The sequence below is a fragment of the Lutibacter agarilyticus genome (assembly GCF_900188235.1).
GTDB classification, from domain to species: domain Bacteria; phylum Bacteroidota; class Bacteroidia; order Flavobacteriales; family Flavobacteriaceae; genus Lutibacter; species Lutibacter agarilyticus.
On record NZ_FZNT01000002.1, the window covers coordinates 243,173 to 267,105 of the forward strand.

A 23,933-nucleotide genomic window follows, 5' to 3' on the forward strand; every position below is an offset into this window, starting at 1 on the left:
GGACATTTTAAAATGTATTAGAAATGCCCTATCTAAACTAAATTCAAAAAATATTTTCTAATCTTTTATCAATCTTATATATTCGGTTTTATATGATTGAGTTACTTTTACCGTGTAAACTCCAGAGGATAATCGCTCACCAAATTGGTAATTTTAATTCGTACCTCCTTTTATTATTTGAATAGTTTGTGTTTTTTTACCAATTGTTACCCGTAACCAATATATGGTTCCGCTAGCTTGTGATAGATTAGTGGTACTATCACTTATTAAATTTATTCCATTTGCATAAAAATTAATTCCGGTATCTGATTGATCAAAGTATAATAAACTTACTGATACTGTCGCTAAATCTGTAGCTTCAGAAAATGAAATATTAATTACATCTGTAAATGGTACTGGATAAACTGTTAATTTTAATTTACCAAAACTAAGACCTATTGAACTAATAGAACTATCTGTAATTTCAACTTCCGTTATACTAGTGGCTTCATTTCCTCCAGCATCTGTTACTGTTAATGTAACCTCATAAACGCCTGGCATTGTAAATGTTGCTGGATCTATAGTCATCAATTGAATATCACAATTATCAGAAGATCCGTCATTAATGTCTTCAGGGGTTAAATTTACAGTCCCAGAAGCATCATTTAAATCATAGGTTAAAGATCTTAAAGATTTAGCTGTTGGAGCTATTATATCTTCTACTGTTACTTGTGCTGATTTCCTTGCAGAATGCCCTTCTAAATCAGTTATCGTTAATTCCACCTCATTTACCCCTAAATCACTACAGTTAAATGTTGTTTTATTCACACTATACACTAAATTTTTAGTTGGTGTTGCATTGTCATAAGAACCATTATCTATCGCTACAGCACTTATACTTGCAACTCCTTTTGCGTCTAATTGCACAGTTATATTTTGCGTATTGACTACTGGAGGCAAGCAATCACCTGTGACACTATATAAAGTAGCACTATCTTTATCCCAATTTAAAAAATCAGCTGTATCATCATCAACACCAATACAAACTAGATTGTTATTTTTTGCATCAAAATTTGTAATAATGGTATTTGTTCCATTTCTCATATCTAGTTCAATCAATTGATTATCACTTAAATTCACAGTTGCTAATTGATCTAAACCTGTCGCATCAACTTGAGTCATTAAATTGAATGAAATATCTAAATCAACTAAATTTGTCAAGTCATTTAAGTTTATCAAACTTATAAGATTGTTATTTGCAATTAGTGAGTTAAACACCTTTGCGCTACTTATGGTTAATTCACTTAATTTATTGTATGAAATATCAAGAGCTGTTAATGCTGTGTTTTGACTTAAATCAATAGTCGCGATATTATTTAACGATGCATTTAACTGTGTCAATCCTTTACTATTTCCTAGAGGTAAATTGGCAATTGAATTATTTGAACAATTCAATGCAATTAAATTTACAAACGACTCAATACCAGTTAAATCTGAAATGTTTGCTCCTGAAACGTCTAAATTTTCAATTAATAAAGCATCACTTAATAAAATATTTCCATTCACACCGTTTGTATCCAAACCACCTAAAGCCAACTCAAAATTCTCATCTGGAATTAAAACAACTTCAGGTTCACCTTTACAATTTAAACTTAATTGCACCCCTAAATCTAAGCCCCAATTAACATAAGGGGCTAATGTAATGTCGTCATTATCGGCTGTGATACATGTTAACAGATTAGATGTAGCGTTCATAGTTGCCATATTAGAATTAAAACCATTAGCTACATTTAAATCGGTTAATTGGTTGTTCGAAATTTGCAAATCGACCAAAGCAAGATTTCCAGAAACATCTAAACTTCCTAGTTGATTGTTATTGATTCTTAAATGCTGAATATTAGCAGCTTTTGCAGCATTAAAATTTGTAAGTGAATTGTCATTTAGTAATAACCATTCCAAACTTGGTAGCAATGTTGCATTAAATCTATTGATTCCTGTTCCCGATAAATTTAAGGAAGTTAGCGTAAGCAACTCAACAGCTGGGAAAGTCATATTTAATCCCGTATTGTATTGCGCATCAATTCTAGCCAATGCAAGATTTGTTGATACGTTTAACGCTGTTAATGAATTGTTATTTACTCTTAAATCTTTTAAATTAACGTTTGAATAAATAACTAAATCAGTAATCGCATTATTATAAGCATATAAAGTTTCTAGTAGCATGTTTTGACTAACATTTAATACGCCAGAAATGTTGTTGCGCATAACACCTAACGTTGTTAAGTTTATATTACTTTGAACATTTATAGATGTTAAAACATTATCATTCAACCAAAGCACTTCTAATAGCGTAAGGTTTGAAACATCAATGTCTTCAATTAAACTATTTGTAACTTGTAAAGTAGTTAAATTTACAAAAGCCTCAATTCCAGTGATATCACTAATTTGACCAGGCACGTTTATAAGATCTTGATTCGCAAAAGCAGATGAATCAAAATTTGGATTTGTTAAATTTAAAGTTCCCACTGCTTCGGCATCTTCTCTTAGTATTTTACCATTCAAAAATCCGTCTGAATCAATATTTAATTCTAATAAATATAATTCAAAATTCTCATCTGGAATATTTACAAAATCACCACAATCCGTACTAAATGACTTTCCTGAATCTAACATTGGTTGTGAAATTTCAGTAAGAGTAACACCATCAGCATTAATACAAGTTAGATTGGGAGTGTTTTCAGTATTAAAAAATTCTATATTGATATTATTTTCGTTTCGCATATCCAAACTTGCAAGTTGTATATTGTTATCAATATTAAGAGCTGTTAATATTGGATTGTTTGACACATCTAATAATGTTAACTTGTTATTGGGTATAACAAGTTGAAACAGTTCTGTAGCAAAACTAAAATCTATTTTCTCTATTTGGTTATTTGCCAAAACAACTTCTGTGAGCTTCGTATTATTATATAAATCTAACTCTGTTAATTCATTTGTTGGCAAACTTAAAAATGTTAGTTCTGTATTATTAGAAAGATCTAAACTTTTAAACTTGTTGTTATAAGCCTCAAAATAGGTTAACTTATTGTTTTGAGAGAGATCTATCGTCTCCGTAAATAGATTTGTTCCCAATTCCAGTCGGTTCAATTCAAAATTATTTGTAAGATCTATATTTGATAATTGATTATTTTGTGCTGAAAGCCAAGTTAGATTTACATTATTAGTTAAGTCTAAAGATGTTAGGTTATTTTGCCATATTAGAAGTGTATGCATATCAATCAAGGAAGAAGAATCAAAGGAACTAATTTGATTTCCTCCAGCAGAAACCCGCTGTAATTTTGTGTTATTACTAAGATCTAGTGCCTTTAACTGATTGTAATACACCCATAATTTGAGTAACTCAGTATTTTGCGATACATTTATTTTTGTTAATTGATTATCGCCTGCCTGTAATTCAGTAATATTAACAAAAGCTTCAATACCTGTTAAGTCACTTATTTGTCTTCCGCTAACCCCCAAACGCCCCACTTGTGCTTCTGCATCAGCTCTTGAAATTAAATGATTCAACGCATCATCGGTATCAATACCTTGGTCTAACAGCGCTTGTTCAAAATTCTCATCTGGGATATAAACGAAACCACAATCAGAATTAAATGTTTTTCCGTTTGAATAATCAATCATTAATTGAGATTGTATATCATCTGTAGTTATACACATTAAATCAGGCATGTCTCGAACATCAAAACCAGTTACATTTATATTATTTCCGTTTCTTATATTTAAATAAGTTAAATTACTGCTACCTCTTACTCTTACATCACTTAAATTTGTGTTTTTTGAAAGGTCTAGTCCTGTTAGGTTGCCCCATCTTGCATAAATTTTCCACAAGTTTATGTTTTTTGAAACATCTAAGGTTGTAATTAAAGTATTATCAATAAATAATTCTTCCAAATTAATATTACTACTAACATCTAAAGTTGGCAAATTTGGGTTACGCATAACTCCAAATCTTTTTAAGACAGTATTATTTGATACATCAATACTTTCAAGCTGATTATCGCCTAAAAACAGTTCTTCTAAAAGGACATTATTTGAAATATCTATCGATGAAAGTGCTCCATATCCTAATTGCAAATTTGTTACATTTACAAAGGCCTCAATCCCTGTTAAATCATCAATCTTTCCGGTTACATTTGTAATTAAAGAATTTGCAAAGCCCGAGGAAGGGTCGAATAATGGATTCGTTAAATTTAAGCTGTTTACAGCTTCTGCATCGGTTTTAGATAATAATTGGTTTACTAATCCATCTGTATCAACACCAATATCTACTAGCGATTGCTCAAAATTAACATCTGGAATATAAACTGTACCGCAGTCATTACTAAAACTAATTCCTGCATCAGTTACGGCTTTCCAAAAATATTTATCAGTAAAATAACTAGCAGTCTCATCGTCTACTGTAATGCATAAAAGATTTGGTAAATTCAACAATTCAGAATATGTTACATTATGGTTATTCCCATTCTTAATAGACAAGTACGTAAGTGGATTATTTGATACTCCATATAAATTTAAATTAGTATTTACATCTAAGTTTAAACCTGTAATATTATTATTACTACACCAAAGACCTTTTAAGGCCAAATTTTTACTAACATCAATACTGCTAAGATTATTATCATGACAACCCAATATTTCCAGCGTTGAATTTTGACTAACATCTAAATTAGAAATTTGATTCCAACCACACTCCAATTTAGTTAAGGCTAAATTTTTGGAAATATCTAAATTTGTTAATTGATTTCCTTGACATTCTAAAACCTCTAAATTGGTAAAAGCATCAAGACCTGTAAGGTCTTTAATTTTTGTAGTTATTGTAACTCTTGGATCAGCGCCTACATTTGTTGTACCATCAGGCAGTAGTGGAAAATTAGCAATTATTGCAGAAGTATTTTCAGCATCAACTCTTGAAATCAAATGATTAATTATCCCATCTGTATCTATTTCTAATTCTATTAAGGCTTGTTCAAAGCTCTCATCTATGATATATACCATACGGCAATCTTCATTCAATCTACCATCTGAAAATGCAGTCATATTCTCATGCACATTCGCATCAGCTGTAATACAACTTAGTTTTGACGTACCACTCACAATGAAATTATCCATATTTACATTGTTTCCGTTTTCCACATTTAAATAGGATAGCTCTAAGTTATCCTGAACTCTTAATTGATTTAAACTTCTATTTTTTGAAAGATTTAAACCTGTAAGATTCGTTTCCCAAGCCCATAATCTTTCCAAGTTTAAATTTTTCGAAAAATCAATAGAAGTTATTGGGTTTTGGTGAATCTCTAATCCAATAAGATTGCTGTTATTTGAAAGATCTAACGCTGTTATATTGTTCTGTCCTAACCACAATTCTTCTAATAACGGATTGTTAGACGTGTTTAACGATTCTAATTGATTCGTCCAAGCCCATAATTCTCTTAATTTTTGATTATTGCTTATATCTAAACTAGTCAATTCATTAGCACCAGCTTGTAACACTTCTAATTCAGTATTGCTGCTTAAATCTATTTCAGATATGGGATTAGAATAAATGATTAAATGATTTAAATTCTTAAACGCAGATAACCCTGTTAGATCTGTTATTTCTTTACCACCTAAGTTTAAATATGTGATATTGTGAACTTCTACCCTTAGCACATCACCGGTTTCACCATTGGTATCAATGCCCGCATTAATTAATGCAAGTTCAAAATTTGGGTCTGGAATTGGAACGACATCATTACATCCATCTTCACTATAAAATGTATTGTTTTCTTTGGCCCAATCTGATGGGATATTATTTACCAAACCTGCATCAACTTGAATACAGGATAAATTATAATTAAATCTAACATCAAAAGAATAAGGCCACCATTCTGGAGCTGCAAAATTCAAATTATTCCCATTCTCAATATTTATACTGTATAAATCGTTCCCATTAGCCCTTAAAAAAGTTAAATTAGGATTGTTAGAAGCGTCTAATGAAGTTAAATTATTATTGGCAATGGATAATTCCATAAGTAGCGGGTTGCTACTTATATCAATGGCTTCCAACTGATTTTGTGAAATGTGTAAATACACTAAACTTGGACAATTCTTTAAATTAATCGAAGTTACAGGATTGTTATTAATCCATATCCCATTTAAATTTGTATGGGTATTTAACTGTAACTCAGTTAAATTATTATTGTTGCAAAACAGTTGTTCTAGATTCACAAAATATTTAATCCCAGTAACATCATTAATTCCTTTGTCAACGATATTAAGCGAATAAATATTTTCAGCATCTATCTGAGATATTTGACCATTCACGGTTTCATCTGTATCTAACCCTAATTCAATTAAAGCAGCTTCAAAAATTGGATCTGGGATAGCAACACTACCACTACAATTGTTGCTAATAGCAACTGCAGGATCAAGGTTTAAATTAGAATTATCTGCATTCTCATCATCAACCGTGATACAAGACAAACTTGGTAAATTTTGCATTGTTGAATAAACAATATTTTTGTTGTTTCCGTTTTTTATGGATAGACTTGTTAATGGATTATCAGAAAAACCATACACTTTTAAGTTCGTGTTCGCATCTACATTTAAACTTGTAATATTATTATTTGTAAACCAAATACCTTCTAGTAATAAATTTTGACTGACATCTAATTCTGACAGATTATTATTTGCACAACCAATGGTCTTTAATACTTTATTTTGACTTAAATCTAATGCTGTAAATTGATTGCTTTCACATTCTAAAATTGATAATACCGAATTTTTGGTAACATCAAGATTTGCAAGTTGGTTCCTTTGACAGTATAAATCTTCTAAACTTGAAAATGCTTCAATTCCAATTAAACTAGTAATTCCTAAATCATTTACGTTTAGATTTGTAACACCTTCAACACTGCTTTTTAATGTTAAATGGTTCATCACACCATCACCCATACTTGATGGGTCACCTATTAAAACCTCATCTCCATTAGCAGTGTGCGTTTCTAAATAGGCTTCAAAATTAGTGTCCGGAATGGATACAACATTTTGGCTGATAAGTTTATACGTCCAAAACACACCCGAACCAGCTTCAATTGAAAGCGTCATTACATTGTCATTTTCGGAAAACACAACATTGTAGGTAATAGATTCTGGAACATTAGTAAATTCAGTTAAACTCCCTTCATTAGTGGCTTTAGGTAATCCTAAATAAGCACCTTGACCATTTATAGTGATTGTTCCTGCTATTTCATCATAGCTATAAGTTGCTGTTACGGTACCATTATGAGGTGCTTTGGGCGCACCGCATTGCCCGTTTGGTTCTGCGCCACCTTGCCATGGCTCTAGCCATGTTTCTTCCCCTAAAATATTTTGAAAAGAGCCATCCAAATTAAATACATATTCATCATCAAAATAGCATGCTCTATCTATTAATGTCTGCTCATCATTTGACCACCATTGATCTGAGCCTTCCGTTGGTCCAACTTTTAAGGCCCCAGCTTCAGATGCAATTTTCCAAGCCCTGACTAACAAAAATTCAAAAGGTTCTAAGGTATAAGTTTGTGTATTTAAATTTAAGCTGACGCTATAATAACCTGCTGAAACAGGAATATTTGCTCCACCGGCTTCTAAAGAACCATCAATACCGTTATCACCATAATTATTCGCCCAATCATTGTTTTCTCTAAACTTAACTTCACCATCAGTGAATTCAACAGTTGCCTCCCAAATATCTAAATCAACATTAAAAGTCATTGGAATATCGGGTCCACCCCAACCATTTGGAGTCGCAGAACCTACAATCCCCCAGCCCTGGGAGAAAGAAAAATTTACACATAAAATAAATGCGAAAAAGAGTAGCAATCTTTTCATAATAAGATAGTTTTAGTTAGTAGTTATATCCATGCCTTTTTGAACATAATAATTCAAAAAGGCAGGTTTAAAAATAATTTGTGGGGCAATTATTTTGATTTTAATTAGTTGGTGGGGCAATAAAAAATGGATAGCAATTTCCCTCTATACAAACATAACATCAACTATTGACAAAGTAAATACCAAATTGTTGGTATATTTTGTATCCCTAATTTTACTATCTTAAGGCCGTGTTATTTTCAATACTCCTTTTGAATACTCCTATTATTTTATGAACAGATTTGTCCTAATATATTTTGCGATCTTTATTAATTGTTTAAGTTCTCAAACAATTAAGCCCATAGACACGCTGCATGTGAACTACATTGGTCAAGAACATGGCCTTTTGCAACTTAATGTAAAAGATATGGCGCTTGATGAATTAGGTTATTTATGGGCTGGAACAGAAGATGGTTTACATCGATTTAATGGTTACGAGTTTAAGACTTATTTACACAATCCGTTAGACAGTAGCTCTATAAAAGATGACCATGTAAGAGGATTGCTTTTTACAAAAGATACGCTTTGGGTTGCTACAAACTCGAAGGGTATTTTGGGATTTGTCCCTTCTGAAAATCGATTTTTTAGTATCAAAAAAAATGAAAATATAGATTTAAACATCAGTTATAAAATAATGCCTCTTGATGAAAAAGAATTACTCTTTTCTGTTAAAAACAATTTAATTCTTTTTAACAGGCCTGCTAAAAACAGTAAAATAATTAAGTTGCCAGAAACAACGAAAGATAGTTATATTTCGGCCATTTTAAAAATAGACATTAACAACTATTGGTTAGCAAACACTACTGGAATTTTAATACTTAATACCAAAACTTATGATGTTCAAAAAACAACCACTCTAGAAGGTGAAAATATCAAATGCTTTTATAAAAACAACAATAACATATATATAGGAACTGAAAATGGATTGTTTATTTATAACATTTTAAATCAACAAATTAGTAAAACACCACTTACATTTTCAATTAATTGCTTTAATAAATTACAGGAAAATCAATTTTACATAGGCTCAGACAAAGGATTGTTTTTATATGATATTTTGGAAGAAAGTATCACCCCTTTTGTTTTAAAAATAAACGAAAATAAACTTCAAGAAAAAATTGACATAAACCAAATTATAAATGACGAAAAAGGGAACTTATGGTTTGGCTCAGATGGTGAAGGATTGTATCATTACAATTCTTTTCAAAAAAAGTTTAATACCATAAAACTTTCATTAAAAGAATATCCATTAATGAATAATATAAGTTCTTTTCAATTTTTAAAAGGAAAAGATTCTACTTTATGGATTGGAACCAAATATGGTATTGTAAAATATTTTCATAAAAACAAAAATTTTAAACTTTATGCTACAGAGGGAGACCCTTTAATTTATGCCATTACAAAAGATAAAAACAATACTATTTGGGGCGGTGGTTTTACAACCGGTTTATTGAAATATGATGCTAATACTGATTCATTCATTAAAATTCAAAACACGAAAAATAATTTACCTGATGATGATATTGTAGATATTATACCTATTGATAACAATACTCTTTGGGTTGCTACCTGGGCTGGAGGAATTCACAAATTTGACATTAAAAACGAAAACTTTGAAGAAGTTTTTATTAATGGTAAAAGAATTAATAGAGCCAGGACCTCTTTAATAGATTCCAAAAAAAATATTTGGTTAGGAACTGACCAAGGTGTATTTAAAATATCTAAATCTGGTATTATTCAAAACTATAACGAAGAAGGTGCATTAGACCAAAAATTAAGTGGAAATAGGGTTTTTAATATTAAAGAAGATTACAACGGAAATATTTGGATAGGCACGAATACGGGCTTGACAAAATTAGATATTCAACAGCATAAAACAACTCTTTTCTATAAACAAAAAGGGTTACCTAATGATTTTATATATTCTATTTTAATAGCTAAAAACAATGATATATGGGTAAGTACAAATTATGGAATTTCTGTTTTAAACACCGAAACAAATAAATTTAAAAACTATACAACTAGTGATGGTTTACAAAACAATGAATTCAACGGGAAAGCTGGCTATAAAGATCAACATGACAACTTTTACTTTGGTGGAATTTCTGGGATAAATATTTTTAAAGCTACTAATATTAAGGAAAACCAAAATATCCCTGAGATCTACATAGAATCTGTTGATTTGTTCAACGAACCACTACAAAAAAATGAATTATATAAGAACGTGCTAGCATTTAAAAGTGATGAAAACGTACTTACTTTTAACTTTTCAGCCCTGAACTATTTAAATCCAGAAAAATGCAGTTATACCTATATGATGGAAGGTTTTGATAATGATTGGCGACCTATAACGAACTCTAGAAATACTACATATACCAACTTAAACCCAGGCAAATACACATTTAAAGTGAAAGCCAGTAATGATGTTGGTGTTTGGAATGATGTCCCAGCAACTATAGCTATTGTTATCATCCCTCCTTGGTATCAAACCACGCTATTTAGATTTAGTTTTGTCATACTTTTTTTACTGAGTGGTATCTCTTTTTATTTCTACAAAACTACTAGACTTAAGAGAGACAAACTAAAATTAGAAAAAATAGTTACTCAAAGAACACAAGAGATATTAGGTAAAAATGAAGCCTTAAAATTAGCCTACAATAAGTCAGAAAAACAGCGAGATAGCATTAAATTTTTAATGAGAGAGTTAACACATCGTGTAAAAAACAATCTTCAAATCATTTCAAGCTTATTGAATATTCAGGCCAATACATCAGACAATAAAGAAGCTATTGACGCTTTAAAGATTGCTAAAAACAGAATTTTAGCAATTGCACATCTTGAAAGTAAAATGACAATTGAGAAAGAAACTATAAAAATTGACGAATTTATTAAGGAATTGTCTCAAAGTATCATAACAGCACTTTCAGATGATGAAAAACTGAATTTCACTGTTATTTATGACTTAGCTGATGTGTACATTAAAAAAGTAAACACCGTTATGATAGGTTTAATATTGAATGAATTAATTACCAATACTACAAAATATGCATTTGATGATTTTAAGCCAGAAAATAAATTAAGTATTAGTTGTAAATTTAACAAAACCACTTTAAGACTGATTATTAGTGATAATGGTAAAGGATATTCACTTCAAAAAGATGTACTCCCAAAATCTCTAGGAATTGAATTGGTAACTGAAATGGTGAATCAATTAAATGCCACAATTACCATAAACTCAACAAAAGGCACAGAAAACATTATTGAAATTCCAATATAATTATTAACTTACTCATTATTTTTTAGCAACTCTCCTTTAGATGATTGAAATTTTACTTATTGAAGATGAATTTATTATTGCAAAAGATATTAAAGTTTTATTAAGTAAGAACAACTTTGCTTTAGTACACTATGCTAGAAATTACGATTCTGCATTAGATTTATTTGTAAAAAATTCTTACGATTTAATTATATCTGACATTAACCTAAATGGCAAAAAAGACGGTATTGAAATCATTACTGAATTTAGCAAAATAAAAAAAGTACCTGTAGTGTATTTAACAGCATATTCTGACTTAGATTTTATTAAACGTGCTGAAAGAACAATGCCATTTGCTTATATTTTAAAGCCCTTCAATAATAACCAGCTAAAAACAACAATAAATTTAGCTTTATTAAACTTTAATAAACAATCAATTAAAATCTCAGAAAATGAAGAAAATACATCTAAATTAGAGCTTTTAACAATTCGAGAAAAAGAAGTACTTATTACTTTATCTTCTGGAAAAATAACTAAGGAAATTGCAGAAGAACTAAATATTTCTAATCATACAGTAGAGCAACATAAAAAAAATATTAGAAAAAAATTAAATCTTACAACTGTTGGAGAGTTGATAAATTTTACAATCTCAACTCAGTTATTGAAATTATTTAAATAAAATTTTAAATCAGTTTACTTTTTGCTGATGATTTATGTCTCAATCACTTATAAACTTTAAAAAACAAAAAACCTGTTAATCAAATAATTAACAGGTTTTATAGTACCTCGAGTGGGTACTTTTTTATATATCTATATTTCTGTTTATCAGTCTTTTATACTTATTCAAATACCATATTAGTACCATTTAATTGAAAGAAAAGAGATTGTTTATTTCTTGAGAATAACACTCAAAATTTTCTGAATTATTATTTTTTTAACTATAAATAAATCGTCGCCAAACTCTACCAAAATATCAATTTCAATCTGGAATGTCGTTTTTTCATAATTCTAAGATATTTGTTTTTAGTTAAACAGTCTTAAAATACTGTCCAAGTAAATGTAGTAACTCCAGTTTAGGAGTATGCTTTTTTATAGCCATACTATTTTGGTTTTTATTTGTGTATGAAATGATTAGAATTTGAAAATAATAGGGTGGCATTTTCTAATGAATAGATCAACTTCTTTTGAAGTTATTTGGTTTGGGTATGACATTAGTAATAACGGTAATGGAGGCTCGTTTATTTTTGCATTAGGAACTTCATAAGGATGTTGATTAAGTTTAAACCCAATTCTTTCGTAAAACTTAATTCTTCGCTGATTAGTACTTGATGTAGGTAATTCAACTTCTAGTAAAATTGGTTTGCTATTATCATTAATAAACTCATTGAGAATTAATTTCCCATAGCCTTTATTTCTTTGTTCTGCAGATGTTGCAAAATGGTCTATATATTTTAGGGTTTCAAAATCCCACCATAAAATAAAACCAATGAATTGATTTTCATTAATTACAACTTCAAAATGATACTTGCTATTTTTTAAAACAGAAATTTGGTCATCCAATATTCTTCTTTCTTCAAAAGGAAATGCCTCTTCGTATAGCTGCCAAGCTTCTTGGAAATAAGTATCCGAAATATTTCTTAGTCTAATTAAGTTCATTGAGTTACTATTTACGAATCTATATATACTATTCCTTTGTGAAATTCCATATAGGTAAAGAAATACTACTATTGCCTGTAAAGGTTATTTTTAACGGAACTTCAGCATCTGTTATACTTTCTGCATTTACATCTTTACCCGTTCCATAATTAAGTTGTGCATTGTTGTTTTTATTTACATTTACAATAACTACAAACCGACTTCCTTTTTTTATTTTCTTACTAATTAATTTAGAATTACTGAATGAAACTTGAGTCATTTCATTTGGCGTTAATAAATTTCTATGCTCTTTATCTTTTGCATAACTAGCTCTACCAATATAATAGCTTAAATGAAAATATTTTCCTTCTGGAGTTAGTTGGTATAAAATAACAGAATAATCTACATCTTTTTTATTAATTGAAAGCTCAAGGTTTCCTAAAAAAGATCCATTTATAATTACATCTTCATTTAATTCTTCAGATTTAAAAATTAAACCGTCTTTTAAGTTGATGTTGTCTTTTTCTAAAGGCCAAGGATAATACTCAGTATTATTCATATTTTCTCGATCTTTAAAATCAACAGTCATTTCAATTTTAGAAGAATTAGCTTTCGATTTTAAAGCATAAAAATTATCTGTTTTTGTAGCGCTTAAATGAAACGTTAATGTATCATTGGTCATGGCACTTAAACTCGGTTTGTGCATCCAAGTATCTGTATCCATTACCTGAAAATTTACTTTATCTTTTAAAATACTAGGTTTTTCTTTTCCATTTAAAATGTAATCAAACCATTGATAAATAATATCTTCTTCAATGTTTATCAATGCAACTTTGTCTAATTTATAATTTCTTAAGCTTTCTTCTGGTTTTGTTTGTGCAGTCCAATGATCATATGGTCCAACCAATAAGTAATGATTTGGATTTTTCGCATATTTATGATGTTCATTGTAATAATACATTGCCCCTCTTTGTGAGTCATCATAATAACCTGTAATTGTTAAAATAGGAATGTTAATTTTTGCAAACTCTTTTTTGTATGGAATCATTTTTTTCCAATAATCATCATAACTAGGATGTTGCATATATGTGTTCCATAATTTATTTACTTGCCCATCTAAACTATCTAACTTATTAAATGCAACTCCGGTTTTGTACCAAGTATTTTTTAAGGCATTCCAACGATTAAAATCATTTGAAGCCTTAAAGTCTAAAAACTTATTATTGGTTACATAAAAATTCCAAGAGTACGAATAATTGTGTAGTACATTGTTTTCCATCGGATAATCAATCCCTGGAGCAATAGCCACCATTGGAACAATGGTTTTTAATGCTGGATGCACTTTGTGTTTCATAGAAGCCCATTGTGTAAAACCATTATAACTACCACCAAACATGGCTACTTTTTGGTTTGACCAAGATTGTTTACTAATCCAATCAATTACTTCATAAACATCTGTGTTTTCATATTCAAGAGGCTTTATTTCACTTTTACTCAATCTTTTTCCTCTTGTATTAGCTATAACTCCAATATAGCCTTTAGATGCTGATAACATTGCAGCAGCTTCATTGGTTCCTGTGTAAATAGAAAAAGCTAATATGGCAGATATTTTTTTGGTTATATTTCCTTTTCTTTGAACTAAAACTATAGAGACTTCTGCCCCATCTTTCATTGGAATTACAATACTATCATTTACAACATATCTACGTTTATGATCTTGTTTTATTTCTTCAAAGAAAATAGCTCTGGTTGATGAAAATACAATACTTAAAAAATATTTTTTCACCAAATTCTTGGCTGTTGATTGTGATATATTTTCAGATTTAATAGCATTATATGTATTTTTAAAATTACTAATATAATAATCTGTAGGATCTCTAATTACCAATGCTTTATCTAAATTGATAACTTGTGTATCATTAGAGTTATCTAAGTACTTTCTATAAGATTTTCTAAAACTTTCTTTAAAGTTATCAGAAAACTTAGCCTCTACATAATGCATGTATATATCTAAATACTGTCTTTGATCAATAGGTGTTTCTTTTATTCTTTTTTTTACAGTAACCAATGCATCACTATAATTACCTCTAATTAACTGGAATTTAAATAAGTCTAATTCTGATAAATTTTGAGTGTCACATAATACAGCTAATTGTTGCATCTGATCTGCAAGTGCTACCGAATCTGATAGGTTTACTTTCTTAAATGGCAATTCTTGTCCAAAAGAAGCAATACTAATAGCTGTAAAAAATAATAACAGGATTGATTTTCTCATTGTTTTTGTTTGAAAATTAACAGTAAACTATGTTAATTATTACTTGAGTTTGAATACTTTATTAATTCCTCTACATACAAAAAGTCGTCTTGAGTTTGAGTCATTTTAATAAAGTTTTTTACTTCTGGAGCGTACAACCAAACTTCATTTGCTTTTGCGCTGTAACCTCTTGAATTTGAAATTGTTCCTTTGTATTCTATTGTGTAAGCCATAAATGTTCCTCCTTCTACCGTTTCTTCTTTAAATGATAAAACTTCAACATTTTGGCTTTGTTTTCCTGTGGTACCATCTTGACTTGTCCAATTCTTTTCATATTTCCATTTTTCACCAACTTTTAAAGGCCATTTATATTTTGGTGTTTCGCTTTCTTCTGGTTTTACAATGTCTGATACTGGAATTGTGTCATTTTCAATTAACATATATAAAACACCATCTTCACTAACTATTTTTCTGGTATCTTTTCCATCTGAACGAACCACGCCTTCCGTTGTTACGCCTTTATATTTCCAAATCCATTTTTCTCCAACTGAATAATCTGTAACCGTTGGTTGCTTTGTTGTAATTGAAGTGTTCTCATCGCAAGAAAACACCAGTGATATTAATCCTAAATAGATAAGTTTAGTTATATATATTGATGCTTTAAAATGATTCATAATCTTTATTGTTTATAATTATAACACAAATAAAAGGTATCTGTCTCTATCAAAAAAGGAAAAGTACAAGAGCGTAAATAAATGCAAATGAACGTTAGAAAACTATAAGGTTATTTCTTTATAAACTATTCCAGTTTTTAAACTTAACAGATTGCCTGCTAGACACTTCTATTTTTTCTCCAGTAGTTAATATAATTTGCAATTTATTATTGAAGTATGGGTGAATCTCTTTGATGTAATGTATGTTAATTATTTGACTTCGATTAACTCTAAAAAAGACTTTAGGGTCTAATTTCTCTGCTAATAAATTTAAAGAACGCTTAATCATCGCTTTATCTGAACCAAAATAAAGGCGTGCATAATTTTCTAAAGATTCAATAAAATGAATATTCGTTAAAGGAATAAAATAACATTTTTCACCATCTTTTATAAATATCTTTTGATGCATTGGCAGGGTTGTTGGTTCCGATATTACCCTTTTAGATAATTCTACCTTGACCTTCTCAATAGTTTTAGAAAAACGTTCATCTCTCAAAGGCTTTACTAAATAATCTAGAGCATTCATCTCAAAAGCTTTTACAGCATATTGATCATAAGCTGTTGTAAAAACGACGTCTGGTACATTTGTTAATTCTTCCAATAAATCAAATCCAGATTTACCTGGCATGTGAATATCTAAAAATAAAATATCTGGTTTTAATTCTTCAATTAAAGATATTGCCTCATCTACATGACTTGCTTCTCCAATAATTTCAAACTCTTGATGTTTTTCTAATGCGCGTTTTACTTCTTCTCTTGCTAAACGTTCATCATCAATGATTATGGTTTTATATCTTTTCATCATCTATATTCATTGGAATTATTATTTCAGCACAGACTAGGTCATTATCAATCTCTTTTAAACTAAACCTAGCCTCACCTTTATATTGAATCTCTAATCGTTTTTTTAAGTTTTCTAAACCCAATCCAACACTTTTATTTTTATTAATTTTTCCAGGATTCTCAACTGTAATATAAATATTGTTATCCATCTTTTTAATTTTCAAGAAAATAATGCCACCACCAACTTTTAAGTCGATTCCATGTTTAATAGCGTTTTCTACTAACAACTGAATACTTAACGTAGGAATCTTATAATTAATGAGGTCGTTATCAATATTGGTTTTTAGTTGAAGTCGTTCTTCAAAGCGCATTTTTTCTAATTCAATATAATCATAAACTAAAGAAAGTTCATTTTTAATACTTATTAAATCTTTGTCTTTTTCATATAATGATGAACGCAACAAATCTGATAATAAATCAATGGCTCTTCTTGCAACCTTAGGGTTTTCTATCACTAATGATTTAATAGAATTTAAGGAGTTGAATAAAAAATGTGGATTTAATTGAGCCGATAAATTATCTAACTGGGCTTGTTTAACTATAATAGATAATTGAGAGTTTTCTTTGGCTGTAACCACTTCTTTTTGGTAATAATGATATAAGTGATACGCTAAAATCCAGATAGACATTAATCTTAACCCTGTTAGTAATATTGGATCCCAGTAAATAATAGATTTTAATAAATTTTCATCCTCGCCTGCAATGATAGTCCAGTAGGTATACCATTTTAAATTGTTTATTACTACATATAAAACAGCTAATATAAGTATAGCAGGCACTAAACGGATTAGTAATTTTTTTATAGGTAAGCTACTCCATTTTGCTTTTAGGGCAAATCGTCTGTACATATGTGTTAAAAATATTCCTATAAAAATGTCTAATGCATAATTTAGTAACGTATAAAAAGCTCCATAATTATCTCTTGTATATACTGTATATGCCCAATAAATAGAAACGATACTCCATCCTAATAATTGACATCTCCAATAGAGAGAAATTGGAATATTACTTTCAATTTTTTTTCTACTTATATCCATTCTTTACAAAGGAACAAATTTCTTTTAAACATGGAAAGGAAAAGTACATGTACGTAGAAAAGAAGGTTTAAGTGTTCTTTAAAATGTTAAAATTGATCTTCTCTTTAAATTTTTAAAAATAAAAATCCATTTATCGAAATGACAAATGGATTTTCTTATACCAATTTTTGATAAAGCAAATGTTACCCATAAATTATTCATCCGCCTTTTCAAATACATAGCCGAAAGTATATTCTCCTATGTATGCTGCATTTGAAAAAACCATTCTATCGTCAGTAAGTTCAACCAAACGAAAAGCATCTTGATCACATTTTGTAAATGTTCCTTCGGTACCATTCTCGTCTACTATGTTTTCAATGCTACAGCTCTTTAAAATCAATGTAGTTTCAACGACATCTATTCCGTTAAATTTATAGGGCACGTACAACAACTTGCCTTCAAAACGCTCTGCCTCGCTAAAGGTGTCAAAACAACGAATTTCACCAAGTTCAATTATAATATCTTCTACACTTTCGTATGTTGTTGAAGTTGATGCCGAAACCGTAAACGTGTCATCTGCAACACATGTGTTGTTCAATAGGTTTGGATGATCTTTATATTTTTCAGGAAGAATTACTTCTGTTAATTTCCAAGATTTCTCGGAACCACCATGTAGTTTAATTAATTCTTCTTTTGTAAAATCTGTAACCGCTGTTTTAGTGAATTGATCGTCGTTGTCAGTATCGCAACTTGCAATTACTGAAAATAAACAAAGGGCAATAATTAGTTTTGTAATCTTGTAGTTTTTCATTTTTTTCTATTGTTAAAATTATACTAGTTAAATTTTAGTTTATTAAATATGAATGGGTATTAGCAAATCATATGCCAAAAATCAGTGAATGTTCCTTATTTTTATATTAGTTATCTCCTTAATTGGTAAAGCCTTTTTTCTTGATTAATTTAACACCAAGGAATATTAAGATCACTAATAAAATCATAAAAAATATACTTGTTGAAATACTTTTTATAACAGAAAACAGACTAGTTACATTAACTGTGGTTTCTGTAATTTCAGGAAAACTCTTCAGCATTATAATAATTCCGATATTTTCAAGATAATCTGCAATTCCTGCTATCACAGGTAAAAAGCACAAGTAAATATATGATGTATTAATTTTGTTAAGTTTCTTTAGAAAATATGCTATTAGTAAGCAATAGGAAATTCCAAAAAGTAATGGATAAACCATATCCGCGGGTATTTGGCTGGTTAGATAAGTTTTACGCCCATTCTCTCCAAGAGTTCTGAACAATTGGTTTACATAATTAAAATCATACCCTATTGGCATCATATCTAATAATTTCATTCCTTTGGAAAACCCCATTATTTTTGGAATTGTTACGCTTAACATAATAGCATAAACTACATTGGTTAGAATGAAAAGTCCTAAAACCTTTTTACCTGATATATGTCGCTCTATGATTATTTTAAATTTCTCCACTTTTAATATAACTTTTATCTTTTATTTGTATTCATAATTATAAACAACAACAGGATTTCCATAATGACTTTCTTCCATTTTAATTGGATAATTTTGCGCATCATATTCATAGGTTCTTTTAAGAACTTCTGAATAACAAGAAGTACAATTTTTATACTCTAATACCATTGGATTGTTTTTTAAGTATGAAAAATCATATTGATTGTTTCTAAAGAAAATATCAATTCCATAAAAATGCAGAATCGCTAAAATAATCAATAAAACGCTCTAAATAACTAGCAGTAAGTTGTCCATAAAATGGATTTGGGCTTGTATCATATAAAATTTCATAATCGTGTAAAAGTTGATTATCTAATTTGAAATCTTTAGCATGAATCATATTTCCATTGGCATCATAATCAAAAGTAGAGTAACCATCAGCTCTTGATAATTTAGTCACCAATCCATTAGAATTTGTATCTAAAATAATTGCTATATTTGACTTTACATTAATTATTCCTTCAACAAAAACTTTATTATCTACATATCTTAATGTATAGTCATGTAAATAACGATCTTTTGTTTTGTATGCAATTATTCTATTATTACTATCATAAGAATATTCATATTTAGTAATATTTGTTTTATTTTCTATAGTACTAATAGCATTACTGCATTTATAATTATAGTTTAACTGTGCTTCAGTATCAAAAGTATAATTATTTACACTACTTAATAAATTATAAGTATTATAGGTATACTCATAATTTCTAATTGAAGGTAACGGTCCTGTTTGTGTTGTTGTTAATCTTTTTATAAATCTATTTACTACTATTGTGTAATTTTCTCCAGTGCATTCCGTGACATCATCTATTTCATCTTCTGAACACGAAACAAATAAAATTGACGTAATTAGTAGTACTTTAATTGATAATTTCATCATTTTCGTTTAATTTATTTTTTGATGATTTCTACTATTTTCTTATTGTCTGATCTACTTTGTACATGTTTAGATTGTTCAAGTAATAGTGTTGTATTTTTTAATGATGGAAATATTTTTTTAGCACGCTTTATCATCTTCTCACTAGGAAACATTAAGTCATTTTTTGCAGCAATTATAGTTATTGGTGTTTTTATAGGTTTGGCTGCTTGTGTTTTAATAACGGGCACAGGTGTAAAATCCATTTTAAAATGCAAGAATACTTTGGAGAGGAATTGTATTGCAAACTCATCTCTTTCAGTAAACAGTTCATTTAAAAAACGCTCTACATACTTTATTTTTTGCGATTTTATATAGCGTTTCATAGGTATGAATACTTTTAATAGCGCTTTTAAGGGATTTCCATTTACAAGATATGCAGGAGCTGTTAAAAACACTTCTTTTACATTTTCATCCTTAAACTCTAAAGCCTTTAAAATAACCAAGCCACCTAATGAAAACCCAGCAAGAGTTACATTTTTTAACTTTAAAATAGCAATCACTTCGTGCAACCACTTACCGTAATCTTCATTTTTAATTGACAATCGCGTTTCTGTACTTTTATTAGGTTGTGCCAATACATCAACTGCAAAAACTTGAAAATGAGACTCTAAACCTGAATAAGTTTCTAAAGCAATAGGCGCGCAGCCATTTGAACCATGAACAATTAATATTGGTGGTTTTGATGCATCACCGGTAATAATTAAATTGGTTTTACCAAAAGAGGTTTAAACTTCTTTATATTGGTAATCTATATTTAAATCCTTTAGTTTTTCATCATAAAGGTTTAAAATTTCAGACTTTCCAGTATCAGACTTATATAATGTTTCCATTTTATGCTTTTAGAATTAATCTTTTTTCGATTTGCTATAGATTACTGGCATTTGTCCTTTCCATTTAGCCCATAAGTTGTTATCATTGATTAGACTAGCCATAAAGTGACCAACATTTATACGACTAACTTTACCTGCATTAAAAATGGCACTTCTTGTAGGTGAAGTGTGTATCTCATAACTGGTAACATCTTTCTCATTAATTAAACTGTCTGGTCTCACTGCAACCCATTCAATAAAATCATTGTTTTGACCAATTTGAGCCCTTAAATAATCTGCGGCTTTTTCGTTATCTACATGTGGAGGCAATAACAAACGAAGAAGACCAATAACACATTTTTGAGCAAAAGAGATAGGCTCATTTAAATCGCGATTTCTATTTCCTGTAGTATTCATTAAAACATACTTTATTGGTTTTCTTGGATTGTTTGATTTTATGGCACTGCATAATCGTTGAGTAGCATCTGTAACAAGTCTTCTTGGTTGCCCGTAAACTCCTTTCCAAGTTAAATTGTGACCAAGGCAAGAAGCTACTGCATGACAATCTTTAACAATTTCAATCATTTCTATATCACTTAATTCTAATACACTCGCAGATATAATTTGAATCGAATCATTATCCCTCCATAATTCAGGTAATTTTTTAGGAGATCTTACAATTACTTTTACTTTATGTTTTTGAATAAGAAGTTGTTCAACTAATTTACTTCCTGTTGCACCATTTGCTCCTACTACTAAAACTATCATGTTATTATATTTTTTTTCTTAATGACCGGTATATTTTTTTTTATTACACTCATTAAAATTATTTATTGCAGTTGTTCAATATTATCATCTGTTAAATTTCCAACATTAGCTGTTATTTTCTCTATACTCCAATTCCACCATTTCAATTCTAAAATTTTTTCAATGTTTTTTTTAGGAAAACGTTTTTTAATTTCAGCTGCTGGACTTCCACCTACAATTGTATACGGTGCTACATCTTTAATTACTGTTGAATTTGTTGCAATTATAGCTCCATCTCCAATTTTCACTCCTGCCATAATTGTTGCATTGTATCCAAGCCAAACATCGTTTCCGATAAGAATATCACCTTTGTTTGGATAAAGTTTTCCTTCCATTGCTTTTTCCCATCCATTTCCAAATATGGCAAAAGGGTAGGTTGATAATGAATCTGTAAGATGGTTGGCTCCATTCATAACGAATTTAACTCCTGAAGCTATCATACAAAATTTTCCAATTACTAATTTATCACCAGTAAAGTCAAAATGATATTTTACATTCTTTTCAAAATTCTCAACATTTTCAAAATCATCATAATACGTATAATCTCCAACTATAATATTTGGGTTTTTAATTATGTTTTTCAAAAAACAGAGTCTTTTATAATTATCAAGTGGAAACTTATTGTTCTTATCAGGTCCTATCATTTGTTTATGTTTTAGTAAAATCAATTACAGTTAATATTTAATTCTTGATAATCAGATTTCATAATATATGGATTTTGACTATTCTGAATTTTAATACAAGTTAAATCAGGATTTCTATCCAATCTTACATCTACCAATTCTAGGTTGTTGCTCACATCGAGACTGGTTAGTGAATTACTTGAAATATATAGATGAGTTAAACTAGTATTACTTTCAAGATCAATATATTGAAGTTTATTTCCAGCAATTAATAAGGTTTCCAATGCTATATTGGTACTAAAGTCTACTGTTTCAAGTTTATTAAGTGGCATATAAATGTTTCTTAGATTTACAGCTCCATTTGTATTTATCGATTTCAATTCATTATGACTAATGTGTAAAACCTCTAATGATTCATTATGAATATTAAATTCTTTCAAGTAATTCCATGACAAATCCAATTCTTTTAAATTTGTCATATCTGCGAGTCCACTAATAGCGTTAAATGAGTTAAATCCATTTGACTGAAGATCTACAAAAACTAAATTTGTATTGTTGCTTAGATCAATATTGGTTAAATAATTTCCAAGCATATTTAAAGTATCTAACTTTATATTATTACTTAAATCAATAGTTTCTATTTTTTGGTTAGCCGCGGACAGTAGCGTAAGGTTTACAAACCCCTCAATGCCAGTTAAATTACTAATTTCACCAAAATTATCGAAAAGGTTTAAATCTAAAATACTTACTGTCTCGGCATCAGACTTTAACATTTGTTGATTAACAATACCGTCTGAGTCTATACCTTGCTCAATTAATTTAGTTTCAAAATGATTATCTGGAATACTCAAATAAGCAGTCCTTTCAATTTCATCTTCGTTGCTTTGGCAAGATGCAAAGACACAAAGTGTCAGTAGCATTATTATGTATATTATTTTTATACTTTTCATCTTAGATTTAGTTTTTTTTAGGATCTTTTGATATAAGACTTCTTTATAATTAAATTGTTACAGTTTTTATTTTCAATCAACAATTACTCTGCAGCAGTTTTCCCCAATTTAGGAGATGTTTAGAATAGACTTTTTGTTGATATTTATACTTATTTCCGATTCAAAGAAAAAAAATATTCATCCATAAAAAAACAGAAAGTACAGAAGCGCAGATAAAAACTATTGAACGTTAAAATAATGTATACGTTAACACTTTTATAAGCTAATCCAATTTTTAAACTTCATAGACTGTGGGCTAGAAAACTCTTTTTAACTACCCAAGTAAAAGGTAATCTACCGATTAATTTTAAAATGCTAGTTTTTAACAATATTGAAAAATCACATTTTCAATCAAAAACAGAGTCTGAACAGGATTCGATTATATTACTAAATACGTTAATCTTATAAAGATTATTAAAAAATAAAAACCTGATAGTCTTTTAACTATCAGGTTTAACATGCGCCTCGAGCGGGCACTTTTAATCAACTTAAATACGCTGATTTACAAATATTTAACAAACAACAAGTACCATATTAGCACCGTAAACATCATTTTTATGGGAAAGATAAAACTCTATATTCTGACAATCTACCAATAA

16 protein-coding genes are annotated in these 23,933 nt (G+C 29.3%); 2 read left to right on the top strand and 14 right to left on the bottom strand.

What is annotated here, in order from left to right:
• Positions 1-153: 153 nt before the first annotated feature.
• Positions 154-7,890 (bottom strand): SusF/SusE family outer membrane protein, encoded by a 7,737-nt coding sequence (locus tag CHB67_RS03785; protein WP_141119675.1) that lies wholly within the window; start codon positions 7,888-7,890, stop codon positions 154-156.
• Between the two features lie 385 nt (positions 7,891-8,275).
• Here CHB67_RS03785 and CHB67_RS03790 point away from each other — a divergent pair, with 385 nt between their 5' ends.
• Together CHB67_RS03790 and CHB67_RS03795 are read left to right on the top strand one after the other, a co-directional pair.
• Positions 8,276-11,206: a ligand-binding sensor domain-containing protein gene (locus CHB67_RS03790; RefSeq protein ID WP_176461206.1), complete on the top strand. Its 2,931-nt coding sequence runs from the start codon at positions 8,276-8,278 to the stop codon at positions 11,204-11,206.
• A 40-nt stretch (positions 11,207-11,246) separates the two neighbouring features.
• Entirely contained in the window at positions 11,247-11,864 is a 618-nt protein-coding gene (locus CHB67_RS03795) for a DNA-binding response regulator (RefSeq protein ID WP_089380418.1), read from the top strand.
• 452 nt (positions 11,865-12,316) lie between these two features.
• On the opposite strand, the gene CHB67_RS03800 is transcribed toward CHB67_RS03795, so the two are convergent.
• The 13 genes from CHB67_RS03800 to CHB67_RS03855 all read right to left on the bottom strand — a co-directional run bounded on the left by CHB67_RS03800 (position 12,317) and on the right by CHB67_RS03855 (position 23,265).
• Positions 12,317-12,841 (bottom strand): GNAT family N-acetyltransferase, encoded by a 525-nt coding sequence (locus CHB67_RS03800; RefSeq protein ID WP_089380419.1) that lies wholly within the window; start codon positions 12,839-12,841, stop codon positions 12,317-12,319.
• A 28-nt stretch (positions 12,842-12,869) separates the two neighbouring features.
• Positions 12,870-15,095: a CocE/NonD family hydrolase gene (locus CHB67_RS03805; RefSeq protein ID WP_217900249.1), complete on the bottom strand. Its 2,226-nt coding sequence runs from the start codon at positions 15,093-15,095 to the stop codon at positions 12,870-12,872.
• A gap of 32 nt (positions 15,096-15,127) precedes the next feature.
• On the bottom strand, positions 15,128-15,748 hold the full coding sequence (locus CHB67_RS03810) for a hypothetical protein (protein ID WP_089380420.1): 621 nt from the start codon (positions 15,746-15,748) through the stop codon (positions 15,128-15,130).
• A gap of 118 nt (positions 15,749-15,866) precedes the next feature.
• Positions 15,867-16,592 (bottom strand): LytR/AlgR family response regulator transcription factor, encoded by a 726-nt coding sequence (locus tag CHB67_RS03815; RefSeq protein ID WP_317045688.1) that lies wholly within the window; start codon positions 16,590-16,592, stop codon positions 15,867-15,869.
• The gene (locus CHB67_RS03820) at positions 16,576-17,667 is read right to left on the bottom strand and encodes a sensor histidine kinase (protein ID WP_089380421.1); all 1,092 of its coding nucleotides are present in this window, start codon (positions 17,665-17,667) and stop codon (positions 16,576-16,578) included. Before CHB67_RS03820 ends, CHB67_RS03815 begins: the two co-directional genes overlap by 17 nt.
• A 193-nt stretch (positions 17,668-17,860) precedes the next feature.
• On the bottom strand, positions 17,861-18,457 hold the full coding sequence (locus CHB67_RS03825) for a hypothetical protein (RefSeq protein WP_089380422.1): 597 nt from the start codon (positions 18,455-18,457) through the stop codon (positions 17,861-17,863).
• A 118-nt stretch (positions 18,458-18,575) separates the two neighbouring features.
• The gene (locus tag CHB67_RS03830) at positions 18,576-19,145 is read right to left on the bottom strand and encodes a hypothetical protein (RefSeq protein WP_089380423.1); all 570 of its coding nucleotides are present in this window, start codon (positions 19,143-19,145) and stop codon (positions 18,576-18,578) included.
• Positions 19,146-19,166: 21 nt separating this feature from the next.
• Positions 19,167-19,313: a hypothetical protein gene (locus CHB67_RS17155; protein WP_176461207.1), complete on the bottom strand. Its 147-nt coding sequence runs from the start codon at positions 19,311-19,313 to the stop codon at positions 19,167-19,169.
• Between the two features lie 52 nt (positions 19,314-19,365).
• Entirely contained in the window at positions 19,366-20,067 is a 702-nt protein-coding gene (locus CHB67_RS03835; RefSeq protein ID WP_089380424.1) for a hypothetical protein, read from the bottom strand.
• An 11-nt stretch (positions 20,068-20,078) separates the two neighbouring features.
• A complete protein-coding gene (locus CHB67_RS03840) occupies positions 20,079-20,807 on the bottom strand; it encodes an alpha/beta fold hydrolase (RefSeq protein ID WP_317045692.1) in 729 nt (242 codons plus the stop codon).
• Between the two features lie 144 nt (positions 20,808-20,951).
• Positions 20,952-21,683 (bottom strand): NAD(P)-dependent oxidoreductase, encoded by a 732-nt coding sequence (locus CHB67_RS03845; protein WP_089380425.1) that lies wholly within the window; start codon positions 21,681-21,683, stop codon positions 20,952-20,954.
• Positions 21,684-21,745: 62 nt separating this feature from the next.
• Positions 21,746-22,366, bottom strand: coding sequence for a CatB-related O-acetyltransferase (locus CHB67_RS03850; RefSeq protein ID WP_089380426.1), 621 nt, complete (start codon positions 22,364-22,366; stop codon positions 21,746-21,748).
• A gap of 20 nt (positions 22,367-22,386) precedes the next feature.
• Positions 22,387-23,265 carry a leucine-rich repeat domain-containing protein gene (locus CHB67_RS03855; protein WP_245813418.1) on the bottom strand — a complete coding sequence of 293 codons (879 nt, stop codon included), beginning with the start codon at positions 23,263-23,265 and terminating at the stop codon, positions 22,387-22,389.
• Positions 23,266-23,933: the final 668 nt, after the last annotated feature.